The following is a 22,477-nucleotide window of genomic DNA, read 5'->3' on the forward strand; positions in this document are numbered from 1 at the left end:
ATTTTTTTATTTCCGCCGATTATCATGGAGACTTATGCCTGATAGGAATTACGCAGATTTTTTTCTCTTGGAGATTCGACGATTTTGCCAAGATGTTTTGCTTCGTACACGCTTCTTGGCAAGCACGGCTCCTCCTCTAAGCGGACGTTTGCGGAGACGTCTATTGATGCGCTTATTGATACGTCTACTGCTGCGTCGAGTAAGTCTGGCACCGGAACGCGCGGTTCTACGTTTTCTTTTTTTACCGTATTTGCGATTCCGTATGGAAGTGGAGGAAGCGGTTCTGCGTTTACGTGGGTAGTGAACTGGAGCAGCGCTCTCCTTAGCAGCAGGGATAGACATAGATGCATCAGTCCAATATCGAAGATCGCCATGTGTGCGAATGGTTGGCAGCTGTCCATAATGGACCAAGTGAAGAGCACCGCGCTTGTGCAGGCTCGCAAGGTGGGCAGAAATTTGGGGATCGAGGAAGACCTGCAATTCCTCTTCTCTCGCTGTCGTCCACGTCGATAAGCGCCTAACATCGTCATCCACATATCCAGGGTGGCATAGAATCTCCGTGATTCCTTGCGGGGCATTGTTCACCAGCTTCAAGAGCAGGGATACACCTGTGTCTTTGCTAAATGTGTGCATCATTAGCGTGTCCGCAACCCATGGAAGTTCGGGATCTGGCCTACTAGGGTGCACACGCACAGGAAGCTGCTCCTGTTGAGCAAGGCGTTTGACCCATGCGTATACGCCTTGACTATAGAAATGGATATGGTGGTGCGAATCAATATGGGTAGGATGAAGACCATGCTGCACCATGCGCTGATACTGATTGTCGAGTTCAAGTGAGATATCTTGCTCAGTCCAATCATCCAGCATGCCGTGGAAGGAACCGTCCTCTCGTACGAGAGAAGGGATAAGAGCTGGATCGGTAACAGGCGAGCCATAGGTTAAATTGCAGTGCAGTCCCACTCCCAGTGAGGGGGTAGATCGAGCAATGGACACAGCATCGAGGAAGCCAGGGGTGTTGATCATTAAGGACGCACTGCTGACTGTTCCAAGCCGGTGAGCTTCCAAGATACCGCGATTCACGCTGTTCGATAGACCGAGGTCGTCAGCATTAATGATTACATATCGAGACAATGACAATCCCACCTTCTATTGTTTTAGTACTAATAGATGATGAGGCGGGTGCAAAGGAAAGTGCAATTGTCCACATATCCATAAATTAGCTGACAATTAAAAAGGAGAGCCCTATGCCCGTCTCGATTATTTGCCCACGGTAGGGTAATGAAGCAGTGTGATATAGCGGATTACTTCATCCGTATTGTTGATGTATGTATGACTTTCGTTCGCGGTGAAACGGAGCGCCGTATTCGGTTCGAGGATATACGTGTTTCCGCCAATGCCGACTTGAAGCTGTCCATTCATGACCATGATGAATTCATCGACACCCTCGTAATGCGGCTCGGAGGTATAGCTGCAGCCCGGCTCGATGACGACACTATATACTTCAAATCCTTTATCCTGCTCGAACGGGAAAATTGGATATGCGCGGTAATCCCCCTCTTCTTCCACAAGGGGCGTCGTTTCGTCCATGTGCACAACGGTGACGTTCGGGGTTGATTCTTCCATTAAAGTTGCAAATGAAATCCGGAGTCCATTCACAATTTTCCATAGAACAGAAATGGTTGGATTCGATTCTCCGCGTTCAATTTGCCCCAGCATCCCCTTGCTTACTCCACTCATTTCGGATACTTGATCAAGGCTAAGGCCCCGTGATTTGCGTATTTCTTGTAGATTCTTGCCGATTTTCTTATGTATCGGTTCTGACATGGGATACTCCTCTCTGGTTGTTCATCCAATCCGTTCCAAAATCATACAAATCACCATGTACAATATAACGCACAAACGTATAATATATTATACAGGAAAATGTTAGAAATATTTACTGCTTCTATTGTAAGAAAAAATCGAGGAAGGGGCAATCAGTTTATGACCCAAACGATGATCGGATTAGTGAAGGCAGAGCGCAAGCCTGGAGCAGTATTACAAGAGGTACCTATACCTGTCTATGGCCCCCATGACGTACTCATTCGGGTGCAGGCATCCTCGATATGCGGTACGGATGTTCATATTTACAAATGGGATGATTGGGCTGCGCGGACCGTTGTTACACCTAATGTGTTCGGTCATGAATTCGCAGGCGTAGTTACTGCCGTTGGCAATGAAGTGACGAATGTGAAGCCAGGGGATTATGTGTCAGGCGAAGGGCATGTGGTCTGTGGGATGTGCAAGGCTTGTCGTACGGGCAATGCGCATGTGTGCGCGAACACACGCAGCTTCGGCATAACGATACCAGGCTGTTTCGCGGAATATGCAGTCGTTCGAGACAGCAATGTCATCCATAACGATCCGAAGCTTCCGCCGCATATTGCATGCTTGCAGGATCCACTCGGCAATGCGGTGCAGGCTGCGTTGTCCGGCGATATCGTAGGCAAGAGTGTAGCGGTTATCGGCGTCGGACCGATCGGACTGATGGCGATTGCGGTAGCGAAGGCCTGCGGAAGCGGAACTGTAATTGCTGTAGATGTGAATTCGTACCGATTGGATATGGCCAAAGCGATGGGCTCTGATGTCATCATTAATAGTGCGGAGGAGCCGCTTGTCGACACCTTAATGCAGCATACTGGCGGTGAGGGCGCAGAGGTCGTGCTGGAAATGTCCGGTCATCCTGGGGCGATCCGCGATGCTTTGAAAGCGGCTGCACAAGCTGCTCGCGTATCTCTGCTTGGTATTCCTACAGAGGAAGTACCATTTGACTTGGCAAGAGATATTATTTTCAAAGGTCTGCATATTGAAGGGATTACAGGACGGCGCATGTTCGATACTTGGTATCAGATCAAGGGTCTGCTCAATCGCGGCCGCTTGAATTTAGAGCCGCTCGTTACGCATCATTTCCGACTGGATCAGTATGAAGAAGCATTTGAGCTAATGGCGTCTGGGAAATGTGGGAAAATTGTATTCTCGCATGACCTTAACCGAGCAATATAGGTTCCTTAGGTGAAGGATTCAAATGATTCAATATGTAATCTAATTCGGGAGGTTGGACTAATGGCAGGATTTGAAGTAATCGAGGGTCAACTGAAGAGCCTGAAGGCAGAAGGACGGTATCGGCCGCTCACTGTATGGGAGGGGGGCTCCGATTCTTGGATGACGTTACAGGATGGTCGCCGTGTGCTGCAAATGTCTTCGAACAACTATTTGGGATTGACGAAGCATCCAGCCCTTAAGAAAGCTGCCATTGAGGCGATTGAAGACTATGGAGTAGGGGCAGGCTCGGTACGAACGATTACGGGGACTCTCGACATTCATGACCAACTGGAGCAGCGCTTGGCGGCATTCAAGGGGACGGAGGCTACACTTGTATTCCAGTCTGGTTTTACGACGAATCTAGGTGTGCTATCTTCTATTCTTGGTCCGGATGATGTGGTTATCAGTGATGAATTGAACCATGCGAGTATTATTGATGGCATCCGCCTAACGAAAACCAATAAACGCATTTATGCGCATAAAAATATGGATCAGCTTGAAGACGTACTCAAGGAATCCGGCTCGTATCGTCAACGGATTGTGGTAACAGATGGCGTATTCAGCATGGATGGGGATATTGCCCCACTGCCGAGTATTGTAGAGCTGGCTGAACGGTATGACGCCCTTGTCTATGTCGATGATGCGCATGCAAGCGGCGTGCTTGGCAAATGCGGCAAGGGATCTACCGATCATTTTGGGCTGCATGGCCGGGTGCATATTCAAGTAGGTACTTTGTCCAAGGCGATTGGAGCTGTTGGGGGATATGTGGCCAGCTCTCAAGTGTTGAAGGACTATTTAACCCATACGGCGCGTTCGTTCCTATTCAGCACGGCGCTTCCACCTTCTGTCGCGGCAACATGCTTGGCAGCCATCGACGTTCTGCAGCGTGAACCGGAGCTGACGGAGAGGCTGTGGACCAACGCGAATTCATTCCGTGCTTCCTTGCAGGCAGACGGATTCGATACCGGAGAGAGTGAGACGCCGATTATCCCGATTATTGTGGGTGATCCGGCACGAACGATGGCCTTCTCACAGCGATTGTTGGAAGAAGGGATATGTGCGCAAGGAATTGTATATCCGACTGTAGCGCTAGAGCGTGGCCGGGTTCGATTAATTGTAACCGCACAACATACAGCTGATGATTTGGAGTTTGCACGAGATGTGTTGAAGAAGGTTGGCACTGAATTTGGAATATTGTAAGGTTGAGGAGGCTTGTAGATATGCTTAGGCATATCTGCAAGCTTCTTTGAATATTTTCTAAATGTAAGCGCTATATATAGCTGAACCGTTGAGACTAGTCGCAGCCTAATGACCGGAATCTTAATGTAAAAAAATAACTATCAATCTTCGGATCTATGCAGTATAATACATAGAAATACATACATATGCACGTGAATGATAGGTGTTTTGTCTCTATTTCAAAGTCGTCTTTTATGTTCATGAACCGTGGAATAACAGTGTTTTTTGACTTTATATGGTGGACAATCCCTCGGAGAGTTAGCGATACCTCTAAAATGTATATTTATTAATTTTTTTACAGAAATATAGAAAATCCCTATGGTAACAGAACGATACCCCATCACATGACCAAGCGTCACCGCTCTGACATCATCGCCGTACAACTATGCTTTTGAGCAGATAGCTTTTTCTTCATTAACGAGTTAGATAATCAGTGTAATAAAGAGATATTTAGATTAAACGGAAGTTTTTACAGGAATATGTGGTAAATATACGGAAAATCCGACTTATTGATCATAAATTGAACCATTTTTACTATGTACATAAATTTACCACTGGACTATAATTAGGCCTATGAAATTCCTACTGAGCTTATAGGAATAGTCGATAATATACTTGTTCATTTCAGGAGGGTCAACATGAAGAAAACATTGCTTCTTCTTTTATCTCTAACGATGGCTAGCAGCTTGCTTCTGGCAGCTTGCTCGAATGACAGTGCCGCACCTGCAGACCAAGGACAAAGTCAGGTGTCATCCAACAACTCCAGTTCGGGAGAGACCGCGACGCCTCCTGCGGATTTGTTGACAGAACCGGTTAGTGCTTCGGATATGTCGAAGCTCCCAGAACAAGCGAAGAAGCGTACCGATACGATCATTGTCGGATTGGTAGATCCGAGCGGTGCATTTACACCTTACTTCCAGCAGAGCGGGTATGACGGCAACGTGTCCTCCATTCTGTACACTCCACTCGTTACGAATGACGAGAAGGGACTGCCGATTCCAGGATTGGCCGAGAAATGGGAGATTACGGAGGATGGAAAAACATTTACGTTCCATTTGCGCCAAGGCTTGAAGTTCAGTGACGGCTCACCGATTACGGCGGATGATGTTGCGTTCACATGGACACTGGTAAATGACAAGGGTTACTCCGGTGAGGAGGATCTGTCCATCATTGGTATTGAAGGGGCAAAGGCATTCAAAGAAGGCAAAGCAACTTCCATTTCTGGTATTAAGGTCATCGACGCCAATACAATTTCCGTCACGTTGGAAAAAGGAAATGCTCAAGCGTTGACGGTTCTTGGCGGGGATGTGTTGTCCAAAGCTTACTACGGCAAAGATTACAAACCTGGTCAATCTCAGGACTTTATCAAAAATTTGCATGCGAATCCGGTTGGAACAGGCCCATACAAGCTTGAGAAGTTTATTCCTGGGCAAGAGGTTCGCTTTGTCGCTAACGAAAATTATTATAAGGGCAAGGCAAAGACTGAGCATTTCATATACAAAACAACGGAGGGCGATACGTGGCAGTTCATCGAGACAGGTGAGCAGGATTACGGTTCCTTCACGGCAACACAAGAAAATATTGAGAAGCTGAAATCCTTGGGCTTCTTGAATCTCGTTCCGGTTATATCCAGCAACTATAGCTTCTTGGCATTTAACCACGAGCACGCCACGTTCAAAGACAAGCGCGTTCGTCAGGCATTGACTTATGGACTGGATCGCCAATCCATCTACGTAGATGCGAACCAAGGCGCAGGTCAAGTGGCGAACATCCCAAGTTCACCAACTTCTTGGGCATATACAGAAGAGGGAATTAACCCATACAACTATGATCCGGAAAAAGCAAAAACATTGCTTGACGAAGCTGGCTGGAAACCTGGTAGCGACGGCATTCGCGAGAAGGACGGGCAAAAGCTGAAACTCCACTTTATCGGTTCCAAGAGTAAGGGGAATGACTTGTTCGTAACGATTGCGAAGGAAAATTACGCAGCGATAGGGGTTCAATTTGAGCCAGAGCTGTTCGCAGATTTCAACGCACTTGGTGCGAAATCAGACAGTGGCGATTACGACATTGCTTCCTTCTCAACGCCAGTTCTGGTGGATCCTGCGGATGGCGTTCGCCGCTTCGTGAACGGTGAAGTAAAGGGCTATGACAACCCGAAGGTGAAGGAGTTGTACGAGAAGGGCTTGGCAACCTCGGATATTGAAGAGCGCAAGAAAATCTATAAAGAATTGTTCCAAGTGTTGAACGATGATATGCCTTACATCTTCGCAAGCTATCGCAAATCCGTATATGCCTACAACGGACGCATCCATGGCTTGAAGGTTACTCCGCTGACTGGCGTAGCTGGAAGCGTGTTTGACTGGGAATTGAAATAATGATTATTGGAGCCCCTGGCCTGCATCTTCATTCGCAGCCAGGGGCGAATGACTTCCAAAAGGAGTGCGATCATGAGTAACTTTTTACTGCGAAGACTTTTGTACATGATCCTCATTTTGTCTGCCGCATCCTTATTTATTTTTGTGCTGTTTGCAATGATGCCAGGTGATTTTTTGGCGGGAAATACGAAGCTGTCGCCTGAACGGAAGGAGGAGCTCAGGGCCATATATGGTCTTAACCAACCGGTGCTGGAGCGGTATTGGAACTGGATGACCAATGCGTTCCATGGCAATTTTGGATATTCTCTTGCACAGCAGAAGCCTGTAGTGACGCTGTTTAATGATTATGTGTGGAATTCGTTTTTGCTAGCCATTGTATCTACCTTTTTCACATGGCTATTGGCGGTTATTATCGGGGTTGTATCGGCGTACAAGCAGTATTCCTTCTTTGATACGGCCGTAATGGTCTTTTTATTTGCTGCGATGTCCATTCCATCGTTCTTTATCGGATTGTATCTGATTAAGCTGCTCGCAGTTGATTTGAAGATATTGCCTCCCGGAGGAATGATTACAACAGGAAGCAATGCTACAGGGATGGCTCATGTATGGGAAGTCGTGGATCATATGGTGATGCCGGTAGCAGTAATGGTATTGCTCGGAGTAGGTTCATTAACTCGATATTTCCGCAGCAACATGATTGACGTTATTCGGCAGGACTATGTTCGGACAGCTAGAGCAAAGGGGATGAAGGAGCGAGTGGTGCTGTATCGGCATGCGCTTCGCAATGCGATGCTTCCAGCAATCACCCTGGTGGGATTTGAACTTCCAGGATTGTTCGGTGGTTCGATGATTATCGAGAAAATTTTTAACTGGCCTGGGATCGGGCAGTTGTACATGCAATCCTTCGGTACGAGGGACTATCCGCTGCTCATGGGCTTTACGATGTTCATTGCTATCTTGACGATAATTGGCACACTTATTTCCGATGTATTGTATAAAGTCGCCGATCCGCGCGTCAGATTGCATTAAGGGGGTTCCATCATGTCTTCCATTACCGGCGGGGTAACAGAGGTTCAGCGGACGGTGCCAGCAGCGGCACGAACGTCTCTATGGCGTCAAGCATTTCACAAACTATTAAAAAATAAACTGGCCGTATTCGGCTTGTTCTTCTTCATATTTATGTTCTTGGCTTGTTTCATCGGACCACTATTCTCACCATATGTGGATGGCAAGAGCAATCTGGCTATGATGAACAAAGCACCTTCGATGAAGCATTGGCTCGGTACAGACGGGCTCGGACGAGATGTGTTGACACGGCTGCTGCAAGCCGGGCGCATATCATTAACTGTAGGCTTTGCATCAATGATTATCTCCGTATTTATAGGTTCAATTCTCGGTGCGGTTGCGGCATATTATCGTGGTGTTGTCGATCAAGTAATTATGCGGATTGCTGACTTGCTGCTGACAATTCCGAGCATGCCGATCTTGTTCATACTGGGGGCTTTGATGTCCGAGTGGAAGGTACCAACGGAATATCGTATGTATTTCATCATGATTATACTCAGCTTTATAGGCTGGCCTGGATTAGCACGACTGGTGAGAAGCCAGATGCTCAGTATTCGCGAACGAGAATTTATGCAGGCGACAATTGTGCTTGGGCTTGATGACAAGCGCAAGCTCTTCAACCATATGATTCCGAATATTGCACCTCTTATTATCGTAGCTGCTACTTTAAGTACGGGCGGAGCGATATTGAGCGAATCCACACTCAGCTTCTTCGGTCTGGGGGTACTGCCTCCAACTCCTACGTGGGGGAATATGATTGAGGCGGCGAACAGCATTATGGACTTTGAGAAGCGTCCGTGGCTATGGATACCGCCCGGGGTTGCTATCTTTACTACAGTAATCGCTATTAACGTATTTGGCGATGGTTTGCGAGATGTTCTCGATCCTAAACAGAAGAAGTAAGGGAATGACAGTTGATGAAAAATGTAATCGAAATTGATCATCTCAGTACTTATTTTTATACCGAAGCAGGGGCAGTTAAGGCAGTCAATGATATTAGCCTGCGTATTCGTGAAGGGGAAACCGTATGCATCGTCGGCGAATCGGGCTGCGGCAAAAGTGTAACCGCAATGTCCATAATGGGGCTCGTCGAAGAGCCAGCAGGTAAAGTGGTGAACGGTAATATTCAGTTCGGTGGCAAGGATCTGCTCCACATTCCGAAGGAAGAGCTGCGCCAAATCCGTGGTAACGATATTGCGATGATATTCCAGGAGCCAATGTCCTCTCTGAACCCGGTGCTTACGATCGGCAAGCAGATTATGGAGCCTCTCATGGTGCATATGAAGCTATCGAAGAAGGATGCGCGAGCTCAGGCTCGTGAGCTGGTAGAGCTGGTTGGAATCTCTCGTGCAGAACAGATCTTGGACAGTTACCCGCATCAGTTGAGCGGGGGCATGCTGCAGCGGATTATGATTGCAATCGCGATGTCCTGTAATCCGAAGCTGCTCATTGCGGATGAACCGACGACGGCACTTGATGTAACGATTCAGGCGCAAATTCTGGATATGCTGCGTCAAATCAAAGAAGATTCGAATATGTCTATTCTGCTCATCACCCACGACCTTGGTGTCGTTGCAGAAATCGCTGATTACGTAATCGTGATGTACTCCGGCAAGATCGTGGAAGAAGGCGAAGTTGTCGAGCTGTTCGAGAATCCGAAGCATCCTTACACACAAGGTCTGCTTCGTTCGAAGCCTGTCATCGGCCAGCGTCAGGATGACTTGTATTCGATTCCGGGACAGGTACCTAACCCATTGTCTTTGACTGAGTCCTGCTATTTCCATGATCGCTGTGACCGCTGCATGTCCGTGTGCACAACGAAGCAGCCACAGCTGAAGGATACAGCTGAACGGCATCAGGTTGCTTGCTGGTTGTATGAGGAGGGAATTCAACATGGCTGAGACATTGCTCGAAGTGAAGCATTTGAAAAAGTACTTTCCGATCACCTCAGGCATATTCAATCGAACCGTCGGCCATGTGAAGGCCGTAGATGATATCAGCTTCACCATCAAGCGGGGAGAGACGTTCGGCTTGGTTGGCGAATCCGGCAGCGGGAAGAGTACGGTAGGACGTACCATTATACGCTTGCTGGAGAAGACAGAAGGCGAAGTGAAGTTTCAGGGGGTTGATATCTATGGCATGCAGGAGAAGGAACTGCGCAAGCTGAGACCGAAGATGCAGCTCATCTTCCAAGATCCGTATAGTTCTTTGAATCCGCGTGTTCGCGTCGGCGATGCCATTGGCGAGGCGCTGCTGAATCATGGGATGACCACGAAGGAAGAAGTTCGGGATCGAGTGCTTGAGGTTATGGAAGCATGCGGTCTATCGGCCTATCAGTATGATCGCTTTCCACATGAGTTCTCAGGTGGCCAACGTCAGCGCATCGGAATTGCCAGAGCGCTTATCCTAGACCCGGATCTCATTATTGCAGACGAGCCAGTATCTGCCCTCGATGTATCGATTCAGGCGCAGATTATTAACTTATTCCGCAAGCTGCAGAAGACACGCGGCTTGACGTATTTGTTTATCTCCCACGACCTAAGCGTCGTGGAGCATCTGTGTGATCGGATCGGCGTTATGTACTTGGGCACCATGATGGAGACGGCGTCGCGAGACGAATTGTTCCGCAATCCGCTGCATCCGTATACGAAGGCACTGTTATCAGCTGTGCCGATTCCGATACCTAAGCTGAAGCGTGAACGAATCGTCCTGCAGGGGGATATTCCGAATCCAGCCAATCCTCCATCTGGCTGTAAGTTCCACACACGCTGTCCGTTTGCGACCGATATTTGTCGTGAGCAGGTTCCGGTATTCAGGGATGTAGGTAACGACCATCAAGTGGCCTGCCACCTCGTATAAGCCGATTTTGATCACGAAGTAATGTAATGGGTAATTCGGCATCGAATCTTGCATTCACTCTCGAACAGCGTATGCTTTCGACGTATGTTTCCTGCCGGAAACATTGCAGCTGCTCATGTAGTTGGCCTACATTCCGCTGCTCCTTACAAGTTTTGCGAAGCAAAACTCGCTACGGAAGCATCAGCTAAGAGTTCTTGCAACCTTCTCGGTGCTGAAAATCGGCTGGTTTTGATACGCAAATCCAATAGAATGCCCCGACAGTCGGATTGCGACTTCGAGGCATTTTCCATTTTTATGAACAATATCAGTTTCTGTCCGTGACTTCCAATGCAAGCAATTTGGCTGTTTCTTTGTGTTTGTACACGATGAAATACGCTTTTTTGTCGACAGGGGCGTATGTAATAAAGCGTACAACCCCCTCTGGGAATACAGTTGTTTGTTCCTCAATTAACGCTTTCCCAAATGTATCTGTAATGATCCACTTGCTATCTGATAAATCATGCATCCATATCTTCCCGGCTTGGTAGGAAGCATTCCAACCGAAGGTATCATTGTCTGTGAAGGTAGATACTTGCTGATGAATTTGCTTTTTTGTGTTCAAATCGTACACAGCATACACCAAATTACCTTTATTATGATCTGGGCCGAACGGGCTTCCGATACTGTTATGCTCCGTTGTTATAATGAGGTTTCCATCTTGTACACCGAAATCGGTTTGTATATTCCCCTCGATTAGAATTGTCGACTCCTGCGAATTACGAATATTGATGATCTTATAGAAAAATTGGGATTGCATAATGCCAGACCCTTCGTACTGGACGACCAGATTGGGAGCTCGGAAGGCGATATCCATAATAGTTAGATGCTCATAACTTCCAGGTTCGATTCGCATATCTTTACGGAGGAGAGGCTTGATCCAAGGAGATGAGTAAAGGGATGCAATCGACTTCTTTTTATAATAATTCTGCTCAAGTACGACAATTTGCTCTTCGATGTTCTGCTGTGGCGGCGACCATCTCACCTTGATGCTAATGCTGTTTAATTCCAGATTAAGCTTAATATTACGGTATAATTGTTGGGATAATGTATTCCCGTGTTGATCGAGAACGATTTTCTTTAGGTTGTCGTTATCGCGAGTCATGACTACGATTTTGGTAGGGTTGGCCAAGACATATACGTCATAAATTTCGGGGAATTTCTTGCTCCACAGTATTTTGGCTTGTGGCAGATTGATCGCATTCAATGTTGAATAATTCTTCTCGTAATTGGGTTCAACGAGCAGTGTTGTGTCGTCTGACAGATGATAAAGCTGAGAGTAAAGGCTTGTATTGGGAAGGGGAGACAGCAATGGAGCATTTTCGGCACTGACAGTTCTTATAGATGGAATGAAGAGGGAAATAAACAACAATAGTGCACAATAACCATGAACAGATTTTCGCATATACACACCTCGATTTTTAGGGGGGATCAGCTGTTACCGCTATGGGAAGAGGCTGATGTTCCATGATTTTACTGTTTCGATCCTATAATAACTTGAATACTTTTCAAATTGAAGAAAAATAATAACACTTTACCAGTAATTTTATATAGTTATCCAAACTTGATCACATAACACATTGACTGACGTTTTTCAATTTCGTTATAATAGTGGACAATATGTATTAGGGAGGCACGGCAATGACAAAGCAACATCATGAAATGATCGTTGTCCTCGATTTTGGCGGACAATATAACCAGCTCATCGCACGTCGTATTCGCGATATGGGCGTGTACAGTGAACTGGTTCCATACAATACTTCAATCGAACGCATTCAAGAACTGAATCCAAAGGGGATCGTATTCTCTGGCGGTCCAGCGAGCGTATACGAAGAAAATTCACCAATGGTAGATCCGCGTATTTATGAATTGGGTCTTCCAATCATGGGGATTTGCTACGGTATGCAAATGATGTCGCATCAGCTGAAGGGTAAAGTTGAGCGTGCAGGCAAGCGCGAGTACGGGAAAGCTGATGTTGTATTCCAGCCAGGCAGTGAATTGGCACATGGCTTGGAAGCAAACCAAACGGTATGGATGAGCCATACGGACTTGGTTGTTGAGCTTCCAGAAGGCTTCCGCGTTGACGCAGGTACGGAGCATGCTCCAATTGCGGCAATGAGCCATCCGGAAAAACGTTTCCATGCGGTACAATTCCACCCTGAAGTACGTCATTCTGTATACGGAAATGAAATGATTCGCAACTTCTTGTTCCGTGTATGCGAATGCAAGGGCGACTGGTCGATGGAAACATTCATCGAGGACAAGGTGCAAGAAATTCGCGAGACAGTCGGCGATCGTAAAGTATTGTGCGCGCTTAGCGGCGGTGTAGATTCCTCCGTTGTAGCGGCACTTATTCATAAGGCAATTGGTGATCAACTGACATGTATGTTCATCGATCACAACTTGCTGCGCAAAGGCGAAGCTGAAGGCGTAATGGAGACATTCGTCGGCAAGTTCGATATGCATGTGGTCAAAATTGATGCACGCGAGCGCTTCATGAGCAAGCTTGCGGGTGTATCTGATCCGGAGAAAAAACGTAAAATCATCGGCAACGAGTTCATTTACTGCTTCGATGAAGAGTCTGCGAAGCTGGGCGACTTCGACTTCTTGGCACAAGGCACATTGTATACGGACATCGTAGAGAGTGGAACAGCAACTGCTCAGACGATCAAGTCCCACCACAACGTTGGCGGCTTGCCTGAGGACATGAAGTTCAAGCTTATCGAACCTTTGAACACGTTGTTCAAGGACGAAGTTCGCAAAGTCGGCGAAGAGCTCGGCTTGCCGCGTGAAATCGTATGGCGTCAGCCATTCCCAGGACCGGGTCTTGCAATCCGCGTACTGGGTGAAGTAACAGAGGACAAGCTGACAATCGTTCGTGAATCCGACGCGATCTTGCGCGAGGAAATCGCGAAAGCTGGCTTGGACAATGAAATTTGGCAGTACTTCACAGCATTGCCGGACATGAAGAGTGTCGGCGTTATGGGTGACGCTCGTACGTATTCCTACACAGTAGGTATCCGTGCGGTAACATCCATCGACGGCATGACGGCTGACTGGGCACGTATCCCGTGGGATATTCTTGAGAAGATCTCCGTACGTATCGTCAACGAAGTCGAGAACGTTAACCGTATCGTGTATGACGTAACTTCGAAGCCACCAGCAACAATCGAGTGGGAGTAATTCCATTCGAATCTTAACAATTTAAAGGCTATACCGCGTTTAACCGCGGTATAGCCTTTTTGCGTTACGGTATTGAAATAGGGTTCACTTTCCTTCGTTAGTGATGAGGCGGCTACCTATTTCTGTACAGGAGACCAGAGTGCTGGTACATTCGAAGGCTCCCAGCCAGTCAAAGATGTATGCGGTTGCACACACTTATAAATCACACCATTATAAGAGACAAGATCGCCTGCCTTGTATGCCTTACCTGCCTGCCATGGATCTGTATTCCCCTCCGGATTTGGGAGATTAGCCGTTACGGATTGACTATGAGGGGAGACATTGCCTTGTCCGTCAATGATCCTGACCGTAAAGGTATACGTATTGCCTGGACTCAGACCGGTTGCAGCATAATTGGTTTGACTGCTGGTTCCGATTTTTTGCTGTTGTTGATAGATTTCGTACGTAAGGCCTTGAATTCCTGTGTTCGGATCGCTCCAACTCAGGTTTACTGAATTATACGTGACTGCCGTTACAGCCAGCTGCTCAGGTGCCTTCAGCACAACCGGTTCTGGTTGTTCAGGGCCTTGACCGAGAATAGAAGAATGATTGCCCGATACAACTAATGCAAATGGCTGAGGGCCTTGTGGCACATTGTATCCTTTGATGGTCACCGTATATTCGCCCGTAGTTGGAGTTGAAAGATATGCATTTTCCACGTTGTTGATGTGGTCATAATTGGAACAGCTTGTGCTAGCTGTATTTTGTACGAAGCAGTTGCCTTTGTAGAGTTCGCCAGTTGGGGTTTTTACTTCAAGATCGAGGTCATTGACCAATTGCTTGCCAGCTTGAACGGCACCTTGGTAATCGCTCCAGACAAGAGATATCTTGAGAGGTTTGCCGGCTTCGGCCTTGACGCGGTAGGAGATAGAATCGTTTGTTTTGATACCTGTGGTGTTGTCGATGAAGCTATTGGTTCTTCCGTCAGTAGGGGTAAGTGAATTCACGAGGTTAACGCGTCCCCATCCTGTTTCTCTGCTCATCCATCCATAGCCTACATCTTCAGCTCCATTAATGAGCGTAGCTTTGATGAGTGCCGAGGAAGGCGTTACGTGCTTGTTCTCGGTATAAAATTGGCGAACGATGGCTGCCGATCCTGCGACAGCTGGAGTAGCCATGGAGGTACCGGTCATGTTGGTGTAGTACTGATTTGGATTTGCAGGTCTAGTTGAGGCTGAAGAACGAGCAGAAATAATTGAGGTACCAGTAACGACGAGGTCAGGCTTAACTCTTCCATCTGATGCATATCCTCTGCTGGAGGTTGGGGCAATTTGATTCGAATTTGTTTTTTGAAGATTACCAACCGTAATGGTGTTTTTGGCATTGCCAGGTGAATTGATGGTGTTGTTCCCGCTGCCATCGTTCCCTGCGGCGAACAATACGGTGAAGTCTTTATTGTTGAACGTATATTCATCAGCGCGAGCAGAGTTGGAATTGTAGCTGTAGCTGCTGGCGCCCCAGGAGTTGGTATGGATGAACGATCCTTGCTGCTTCGCAGAGCCGAACAAGTCGCGCAGGTCGCCTGGGCAGATAGAAGTACCACCACAGCCAATTGTTTGGGCGAACAGTTTGGCTCCATAGGCTACGCCTTTATATTTCCCATTGGACATTGCTCCTGTGCCGAGCACGGTACCGGCTACATGTGTGCCATGACCGATCGTATCCTTCCATGTTCCTTCGGGGTTAGGAACAGGAGTCGTATGCAGCTGACCTTCGAAATCTTTATGGAGTGTGCTTAGATTACCGGAATCCAAGCCGCTGTCGGCTACGGTAACCACTTGACCTTTTCCGGTCAATCCCTTGCTCCATACGCCATTCGACGTAGCAGCCCCAACTTGATTCGTGACGAAGTCGTTGAGGATCTCTTCTTGAGGCTTAGATTCGACGAAGGTGACATCTGGTTGATTAAGAACGAGCGGGAGTGATTCGTTGCTTAATACAGCTTCGATGTAGCCTTCTTGCACATCGGTAACGGGGATGGCTTGCTGCTTAAGTGATTGGGCAACTTCTGCCTCACTGCCCCTGAATACTGAGATGACATAGTTGCTTGGTGAAGTGTTTTCGGATGTGGCGAGGTTGCCGTTCTTCCATTCTGGCTGAAAGAGGGTGACTCTGTAAATCTGATCGTTGGTGGCGAGGTTGCCGGCTTGTTGCGGGTTCATGCGTACGAGATAAGCATAGTCAGGGAGATAATCTCCGAGTTCCGCTCCAGCCTGTTGCAAGAGCTGTTTGGAGGAATCTGTGATGACGTCGTTGAATTGAACAACGTACAAATGGCGTTGCGTGCTTTCTTCATCATGCTGCAGTCCGTAGTGTTCATTTTCATTCTGGAGATCGACGGTGCCTGTTCGCAAATAGAGCAGCTTCTCGGTTGAATTGTTCGCGGGGCCTTCATAGGCTGACACCGCTGGTGACATCAGGCTGATTGCCATGGCAATCGACATGATCATTGAAAGCACTTTTTTGTTGTTTTTGTTCGCCAAATGCTATTCCTCCTTGGTATAAAAGAGTATAGTCTAGTCTGACAAAGCTGGCATTTTTAACGTATAAACTCACCTCCAAAATGCTAGATTTACATGTTTACCCGAATACCATTTGTAAAAAGCAATCATAATAGTTTCAGAACTGGGTAAAAATGTATGAACCCATTTTATAAAAAATAATGAATTAATTCAATAGTTTTACTTTGATTTTCCAGAAAAATTTTTTTTGTAATTCTAGCATGCTGGGACATCATAGAATGTTGATTTCAGTAATGGAGAAATTGATTTGTTTTCGCCACAAAACACGAACGAGTTATAAGATATTTTGTTTATTGTTCGGAAATGGCGTTGACAACCCTGCCGAATGCCTATACAATGTGAGTAGATAACCTAATAACGCAACTTTTTCGTATAATCTTGGGAATTGGCCTGAGAGTTTCTACGAGATCACCGTAAATGATCTGGCTACGAAGAGGAACGGCTTTCCGGATGAATCTAGCTAGAAGATTCGTCTTATACGCTCTGCCTGCCCATAATCTGTGTGCAATATCAGGATGGGAACTTGCTATTCATTCATATAGCGGGCAGTGCGAGTAGGGAATGCCTCACTTCTTTTCACGCCAGAGCTCGGGAGAACAACCTGAGTTCTTTTTTTGTGCTTAGACAGGTTACTGGGGGAAACAGAAGCAGCAGTAAACACACATTCATGAGATGTCATGGGGAGGATGTTATACACATGGAGCGCTTCTTCAAAATCAAGGAGAACGGTTCGACAATTAGTACGGAGATTATGGCGGGTATTACGACCTTTATGGCGATGGCGTACATCTTGGCCGTTAATCCGAACATTCTAACGGCCTTCGGTAAGACCGGCATGGAATGGTATCCCGTATTTCTTGCAACAGCTATTGCAGGCGGTATTTTCACCATTGCGATGGGGATCTTCGTTAATTTCCCGGTTGCCTTGGCACCAGGGATGGGGCTGAATGCTTACTTTGCAACAGTCGTCGTATCGACTGCTGGCTCGGAACATCCGATCACATGGCAAATGGCACTGACGGCAGTATTTATTTCCGGGATTATCTTCTTCCTGCTTACGATTACACATGTACGTCAAATGCTGCTTGAAGCAGTTCCTGATGCACTGAAGCATGCGATTACAGTCGGTATCGGCTTGTTCATTACGATTGTCGGCTTGAAAAATAGCGGAATGTTGTCCGTGTCCGTTGAGACCGTGAATGATATTCCTAAGGGTACATTCACACCGCTTCAAGGTTTTGAAACAGTATTCGGCTTAGGCAGCTTCTCCAATCCTGATGTACTGCTTACAATCATCGGCTTGGCACTTATTTCGATTCTTATGATTTTGAACGTACGCGGCGCGATTTTGTTCGGTATTTTGGGAACGACGGTCGCTGCGATTTTGATGGGGCGCGTCGATTTCAGTTCGTTGAACGGTGCAAACTGGGTTCCAGATTTGACACAATTGAGCTTCTTCGAGTTCGATTTCGCTGGCATCATGGGTGTGGGTATCGTATCCATCATTCTAACGTTCACATTCGTTGAATTGTTCGATACATTCGGAACATTGGTTGGTACAGCCAACCGTGCTGGATTCATGAAAAATCGTGAAGAAGGCAACAAGCGTGTAGGGAAAGCGATGTTCGTTGACTCTGTTGCGGTAGCGGGTGGTGCGGCACTTGGTACAAGTACCGTGACTGCATTCGTAGAAAGCTCCGCGGGTGTAGCAGAAGGTGGACGCACAGGACTTACGTCTGTAACCACAGGGATTTGCTTCTTGTTGTCCCTGTTCTTGGCTCCTGCAGTTGCATTGATTCCAGGTCCAGCTACAGCAGCAGCGCTTATCGTCGTTGGCGTATTGATGATGCAAGCCGTTACGGAAATTAACTTCAAAGACTTGGTTATTGGGATTCCGGCATTTATGACGATTGCATTCATGCCGTTCACGTACAGCATTGCGAACGGTATTTCCTTCGGTATTCTTGGTTACGTCCTGCTGGCGTTCGTAGCGAACGTATTCGGCAAGGGTGAGAAATATAAGATTCACTGGCTTATGTGGGTGCTGTTCGTACTGGTTATTGTCCGCTATGTCGCAATGGGCGGCCACTAAGATTCGCTTTTGAACACTTACTACACGAGATACACAACTTAGAATGGCTTCAGGGGGATGGGACTTCATGAAAAAATTAGCGTTAACACTTACATTCGTACTTTCGATGGGCACACTGCTGGGAGCTTGCGGCGGGGACAAGGCAGCTGAAGGCGGCAAGGAAGCACCGACAGAATTGGTTATCTCGACTTGGGGCTTTGCCGAGGATGCGATGAAGAAGAACGTGTACGAGCCGTTCGAGAAAGAGTATAACGTTAAGATCGTGACAGAGATCGGCAACAACACGGATCGCTTGAACAAAGTCCGTCAAGGCAGCTCGAAGGTAGACCTGATCTACTTGTCCGACTACTATGCACTGCAGGGTGCTGAAGAAGGCTTGTTCGAGAAGATTGATCGCAAGAACATTCCGAACATCGAGCAGCTGTATGATATCGCTAAGGCGCCGATCGGCGAAGACTATGGCCCGGCGCACACGGTAGCGCAGCTTGGACTTGCGGTGAACAGCGATGAGGCAAAAACGCCGATTGAATCATGGAGCGACCTGTGGAAGCCTGAATTGAAAAATAAAATTGCCCTGCCTAACATTACGATTACAACAGGGCCAATGATGATGGATTTTGCGGCGAAGGTAGCGGGCAGCAAGGATATGGATACGGAAGCGGCCTTCAAAGCGATGAAAGAAATCAATCCTGGCGTCGTGAAGTATTACTCCAAGTCCGCTGACTTGGTTAATATGTTCGCGCAAGGTGAGGTTGTGGCTGCACCAATGCAGGACACCTTCTTGGGCAGCTTGACGGAAGCTCTGCCATCCGCTAAGTTCGTAACGCCGAAGGAAGGCGCATATGCGCTCTTGAACACGGTCAACATTGTAAAAGGCTCGAAACATAAAGAGCTGGCAGAAAAGTTCATTAACTGGCACTTGAGTCAGCAAGTACAAGAAGCGAATGCGAAGGCTCGCGTCGATTCGCCAACGAACAAAGAAGTGAAGCTGACCGCTGATGAGGCGAAAGGTTTGACGTATGGCCCAGAAGTTGTTGAAAACCTGAAGACGCTTGACCTTCGTAAAGTGAACAAAGAAATGAGCGGTTGGATTGACCGCTGGAACCGTGAAATCGAGTAAAGTCCAAATATTGAATGTTCAAAAACGTATACGTTGCAACGGCTAAGAGCGACTTCGCGACGACAAGGTACCTTTTTGAACTTCCTCGATCAAGAGGAGGGCTGCCGTTTATCGCACCCTCCTTTTTTATTCCCATTAATAGTCAGGAGGCTGGCATCATGGTTGCGGATACGGCTACTTCGAAGCAAATGCCCGTCATTATGGATGTCGATACGGGCGTAGATGATGCACTTGCATTAGCGTTAGTTTGGAAAAGCAAACAAGTAGAGCTTGTCGGCGTGACGACAGTGAATGGCAATGTTTCACTCTCACAAGCGACGTTAAATACACGAAAAGTGATACACATGCTGCAGCAGTTGGATGAGGACAAGCAACGCGCGGATGTTGAGGCGAACAAGGTTCCGCTGAATTTCGAGCAAAAAGAAGCTGCCTCTGCAAGGAATGGATTCAATCGCAATGTTCCGATCATTCCGGGAGCGAACGAGCCATTGATGCGTCCGACGTTCTTCGAGCACGCTGTGCACGGAAATGATGGCTTGGGCGGAGCTCTATCCGATATGAGTCCGCCGGAGCTGGAGGAAGGGCTGCCGCATGCAGCACAGTTCATCATTGAAGAAGCGAAGAAGCGCCCAGGTGAGCTGACACTTCTTATGACAGCGCCGCTCACCAATCTGGCAATTGCCTTGCGGGCCTGTCCCGAATTGCCGCAGCTCGTTAAGCGGGTCGTTATGATGGGAGGCGCGCTGCAGACGTTCGGCAACGTTACGCCAGTGGCGGAATACAACATCTACGTTGACCCAGAAGCGGCCAAAATGGTGCTGCATGCAGGATTTGACCTGACTATCGTCGGTCTGGACGTAACACGTCAGGCACTGCTGCGTCCCGAGCATTTGGAGAAGCTCGATTCCACACCGCTTGGAGGCTTTGTCCGTACATGTACGGCACAGTACATGGAGCGGTATCGAATGCGCAATGGTGTAGCAGCGTGTGCGATGCACGATCCGCTCGCTGCCTATATCGTGATCGATGCCAGTATCGTCAAGACGCATCGCTATTATGTGGACGTTGAGACACGAAGCGACCTGTGCGACGGTCAAACCGTATGCGACGTTCAGAATCGCCTCGGCCGGGAGGCAAACGCAAATGTATGTGTAGAGGTAGATGGAGAGGCGTTCATGGATCGTTTTATCTCCGTATTGCAAGCTTAGACATCAAGAGAAACAGGAGACGAACTGATGAAAAAACCATTTATATGGCTGCTGCTTCCGGGACTCGTATTCTTGACCTTGTTCATGATCATCCCGATCTTCATGACGATTGGCTCAACTTTCTTCCGTGAAGGGCAATTTACAATCGACGGTTATGTGAAGCTGCTCGGCGATCCGTACATGCTGAAAATATTAGGTACTACACTGCAGGTCAGCTTCGTTACAACACTTGCCTGCATAATGATCGGATTCCCTGCTGCTTACTATATTTCACGGCAGAAGGCGCGTATCAAGGGAATCCTGCTGGCGCTCGCAATCTTCCCACTCATGACGAGTGCGATTGTGCGCTCCTTCAGTTGGATGGTCATTCTCGGCAAGAACGGTTTGGTGAATCAGCTGTTGACCAGCATTGGATTAATTGATGAGCCGTTAAAAATCATGTATACGCCGGCCGCGATGATGATTGGTCTCATTCATCTGTTTTTGCCGCTTATGATCATTTCGCTCGTCGGTGTTATGGAGAACATTGACGGAGACCTGTTAAATGCTTCATCAAGTCTTGGCGCATCGCGCATGAAGGGCTTTATGACCGTCATCGTACCGCTGTGTGTGCCTGGTCTTATCGTTGGCAGCATCCTTGTATTCGTCGGCAGTCTAACGGCTTATACGACGCCGCAGCTGCTTGGCGGCAAACAGCGAGTCGTCGCTACGTTCCTGTATCAGAATGCGATGACGCTCAACGACTGGGATATGGCTTCGATTATTGCGACCGTCATGATTGTCGTCACCTTCATCATTATCGGTCTTATGAATCAGCTCGCTCGCAAATTGAATCCGAAGGGATAACGGGGGTTAACTTCTTATGAAAGAACAACATCGCGGACTCGCCGTATTTACGGGATTGGTGTTTCTCTTTTTGCTCGGGCCGCTCATCATTATTATGGCAACATCTTTTGGAGAGGGTTCGGTACTGAAGTTCCCGCCAGAAGGTTTCTCACTGAAATGGTATCGCAATATTTTTGATGTCGAAATGTTTTTGTCTACGTTCAAAGTTACGATCATCGTCGCGCTTGCCGGCAACCTGATTGCGCTTCTGCTCGGCGTTCCTGCTGCATATGCGCTGAGCCGCTATCAGTTCAAGGGCAAGGGGCTGCTCAATGCCATCTTTATCTCGCCGATTTTGATCCCTGGGGTCGTGCTCGGCTTCACGATGCTCAAGTATTTAGTTGTGAAATTCGAATTGCCCGTATATACAAGCTTGCTGATCGGGCACATCGTGCTCATGCTGCCGTTTATCATTCGCGTCATTGCATCAAGCTTGGCGAACTTCGACTATTCCGTTGAAGAAGCCTCTATGAGCTTGGGTGCGAGCCGGCTGCAGACATTCTTCACGGTTGTGCTGCCTAACATTCGTTCCGGTCTTATCGCGGGTGTTCTGCTCGCGTTCCTGGAATCGTTCAACAACGTAGATATTTCCGTGTTCATGACGGGACCCGGGGTCAGCACATTGCCGATTCAAATGCTGACCTATGTCGAGAATTACTTCGACCCGACAATTGCAGCAATTTCGGTGCTGCTGATGGTCATTACAGCATTGCTTATGTTCTCAATTGAACGCTTAATGGGACTCTCCTACTTCACGAAAAATAACTAGC

17 protein-coding genes and 1 riboswitch are annotated in these 22,477 nt (G+C 47.6%); of the genes, 13 read left to right on the forward strand and 4 right to left on the reverse strand.

Going from position 1 to position 22,477, the window contains the following annotated elements:
* Positions 1-48: 48 nt before the first annotated feature.
* Complete coding sequence (locus tag BLS15_RS14175) at positions 49-1,131, reverse strand: ChbG/HpnK family deacetylase (protein ID WP_021252226.1); 1,083 nt, start codon at positions 1,129-1,131, stop codon at positions 49-51.
* Positions 1,132-1,257: 126 nt separating this feature from the next.
* Entirely contained in the window at positions 1,258-1,824 is a 567-nt protein-coding gene (locus tag BLS15_RS14180; RefSeq protein WP_021252225.1) for a helix-turn-helix domain-containing protein, read from the reverse strand.
* Positions 1,825-1,983: 159 nt separating this feature from the next.
* On the opposite strand from BLS15_RS14180, the gene tdh reads away from it, so the two are divergent.
* The 7 genes from tdh to BLS15_RS14215 all read left to right on the forward strand — a co-directional run bounded on the left by tdh (position 1,984) and on the right by BLS15_RS14215 (position 10,622).
* The gene (gene tdh, locus BLS15_RS14185; protein WP_021252224.1) at positions 1,984-3,042 is read left to right on the forward strand and encodes an L-threonine 3-dehydrogenase; all 1,059 of its coding nucleotides are present in this window, start codon (positions 1,984-1,986) and stop codon (positions 3,040-3,042) included.
* Between the two features lie 60 nt (positions 3,043-3,102).
* Positions 3,103-4,281, forward strand: a complete 1,179-nt coding sequence (locus BLS15_RS14190; RefSeq protein ID WP_090512097.1) for a glycine C-acetyltransferase — start codon at positions 3,103-3,105, stop codon at positions 4,279-4,281.
* Between the two features lie 677 nt (positions 4,282-4,958).
* A complete protein-coding gene (locus tag BLS15_RS14195; protein ID WP_028533666.1) occupies positions 4,959-6,698 on the forward strand; it encodes an ABC transporter substrate-binding protein in 1,740 nt (579 codons plus the stop codon).
* Between the two features lie 72 nt (positions 6,699-6,770).
* Positions 6,771-7,727: an ABC transporter permease gene (locus BLS15_RS14200; protein WP_028533667.1), complete on the forward strand. Its 957-nt coding sequence runs from the start codon at positions 6,771-6,773 to the stop codon at positions 7,725-7,727.
* A 12-nt stretch (positions 7,728-7,739) separates the two neighbouring features.
* Positions 7,740-8,666, forward strand: coding sequence for an oligopeptide ABC transporter permease (gene opp4C / locus BLS15_RS14205; protein WP_028533668.1), 927 nt, complete (start codon positions 7,740-7,742; stop codon positions 8,664-8,666).
* Between the two features lie 14 nt (positions 8,667-8,680).
* Entirely contained in the window at positions 8,681-9,664 is a 984-nt protein-coding gene (locus tag BLS15_RS14210; RefSeq protein WP_090512101.1) for an ABC transporter ATP-binding protein, read from the forward strand.
* Positions 9,657-10,622, forward strand: coding sequence for an ABC transporter ATP-binding protein (locus tag BLS15_RS14215; protein WP_028533670.1), 966 nt, complete (start codon positions 9,657-9,659; stop codon positions 10,620-10,622). The genes BLS15_RS14210 and BLS15_RS14215 overlap by 8 nt, the downstream gene beginning before the upstream one ends.
* A gap of 304 nt (positions 10,623-10,926) precedes the next feature.
* On the opposite strand, the gene BLS15_RS14220 is transcribed toward BLS15_RS14215, so the two are convergent.
* A complete protein-coding gene (locus BLS15_RS14220) occupies positions 10,927-12,063 on the reverse strand; it encodes a hypothetical protein (RefSeq protein WP_090512106.1) in 1,137 nt (378 codons plus the stop codon).
* 236 nt (positions 12,064-12,299) lie between these two features.
* Here BLS15_RS14220 and guaA point away from each other — a divergent pair, with 236 nt between their 5' ends.
* Positions 12,300-13,841 (forward strand): glutamine-hydrolyzing GMP synthase, encoded by a 1,542-nt coding sequence (gene guaA / locus BLS15_RS14225; protein WP_028533672.1) that lies wholly within the window; start codon positions 12,300-12,302, stop codon positions 13,839-13,841.
* Between the two features lie 116 nt (positions 13,842-13,957).
* On the opposite strand, the gene BLS15_RS14230 is transcribed toward guaA, so the two are convergent.
* Positions 13,958-16,363: a S8 family serine peptidase gene (locus BLS15_RS14230; RefSeq protein ID WP_090512110.1), complete on the reverse strand. Its 2,406-nt coding sequence runs from the start codon at positions 16,361-16,363 to the stop codon at positions 13,958-13,960.
* Positions 16,364-16,750: 387 nt separating this feature from the next.
* Positions 16,751-16,851: riboswitch (purine riboswitch) on the forward strand.
* 248 nt (positions 16,852-17,099) lie between these two features.
* On the opposite strand from BLS15_RS14230, the gene BLS15_RS14235 reads away from it, so the two are divergent.
* The 5 genes from BLS15_RS14235 (at position 17,100) to BLS15_RS14255 (ending at position 22,476) form a co-directional block, all read left to right on the forward strand.
* Entirely contained in the window at positions 17,100-18,494 is a 1,395-nt protein-coding gene (locus BLS15_RS14235; protein WP_090512115.1) for an NCS2 family permease, read from the forward strand.
* A gap of 67 nt (positions 18,495-18,561) precedes the next feature.
* A complete protein-coding gene (locus BLS15_RS14240; protein WP_090512119.1) occupies positions 18,562-19,614 on the forward strand; it encodes an ABC transporter substrate-binding protein in 1,053 nt (350 codons plus the stop codon).
* Positions 19,615-19,772: 158 nt separating this feature from the next.
* On the forward strand, positions 19,773-20,822 hold the full coding sequence (locus tag BLS15_RS14245) for a nucleoside hydrolase (protein ID WP_021252209.1): 1,050 nt from the start codon (positions 19,773-19,775) through the stop codon (positions 20,820-20,822).
* Positions 20,823-20,849: 27 nt separating this feature from the next.
* Positions 20,850-21,668 carry an ABC transporter permease gene (locus tag BLS15_RS14250; RefSeq protein ID WP_021252208.1) on the forward strand — a complete coding sequence of 273 codons (819 nt, stop codon included), beginning with the start codon at positions 20,850-20,852 and terminating at the stop codon, positions 21,666-21,668.
* A 16-nt stretch (positions 21,669-21,684) separates the two neighbouring features.
* The gene (locus BLS15_RS14255) at positions 21,685-22,476 is read left to right on the forward strand and encodes an ABC transporter permease (RefSeq protein ID WP_021252207.1); all 792 of its coding nucleotides are present in this window, start codon (positions 21,685-21,687) and stop codon (positions 22,474-22,476) included.
* Position 22,477 lies beyond the last annotated feature (1 nt).

Origin of the sequence: Paenibacillus sp. cl6col (genome assembly GCF_900102125.1) — a bacterium.
Taxonomy (GTDB): Bacteria; Bacillota; Bacilli; order Paenibacillales; family Paenibacillaceae; genus Paenibacillus_B; species Paenibacillus_B suaedae.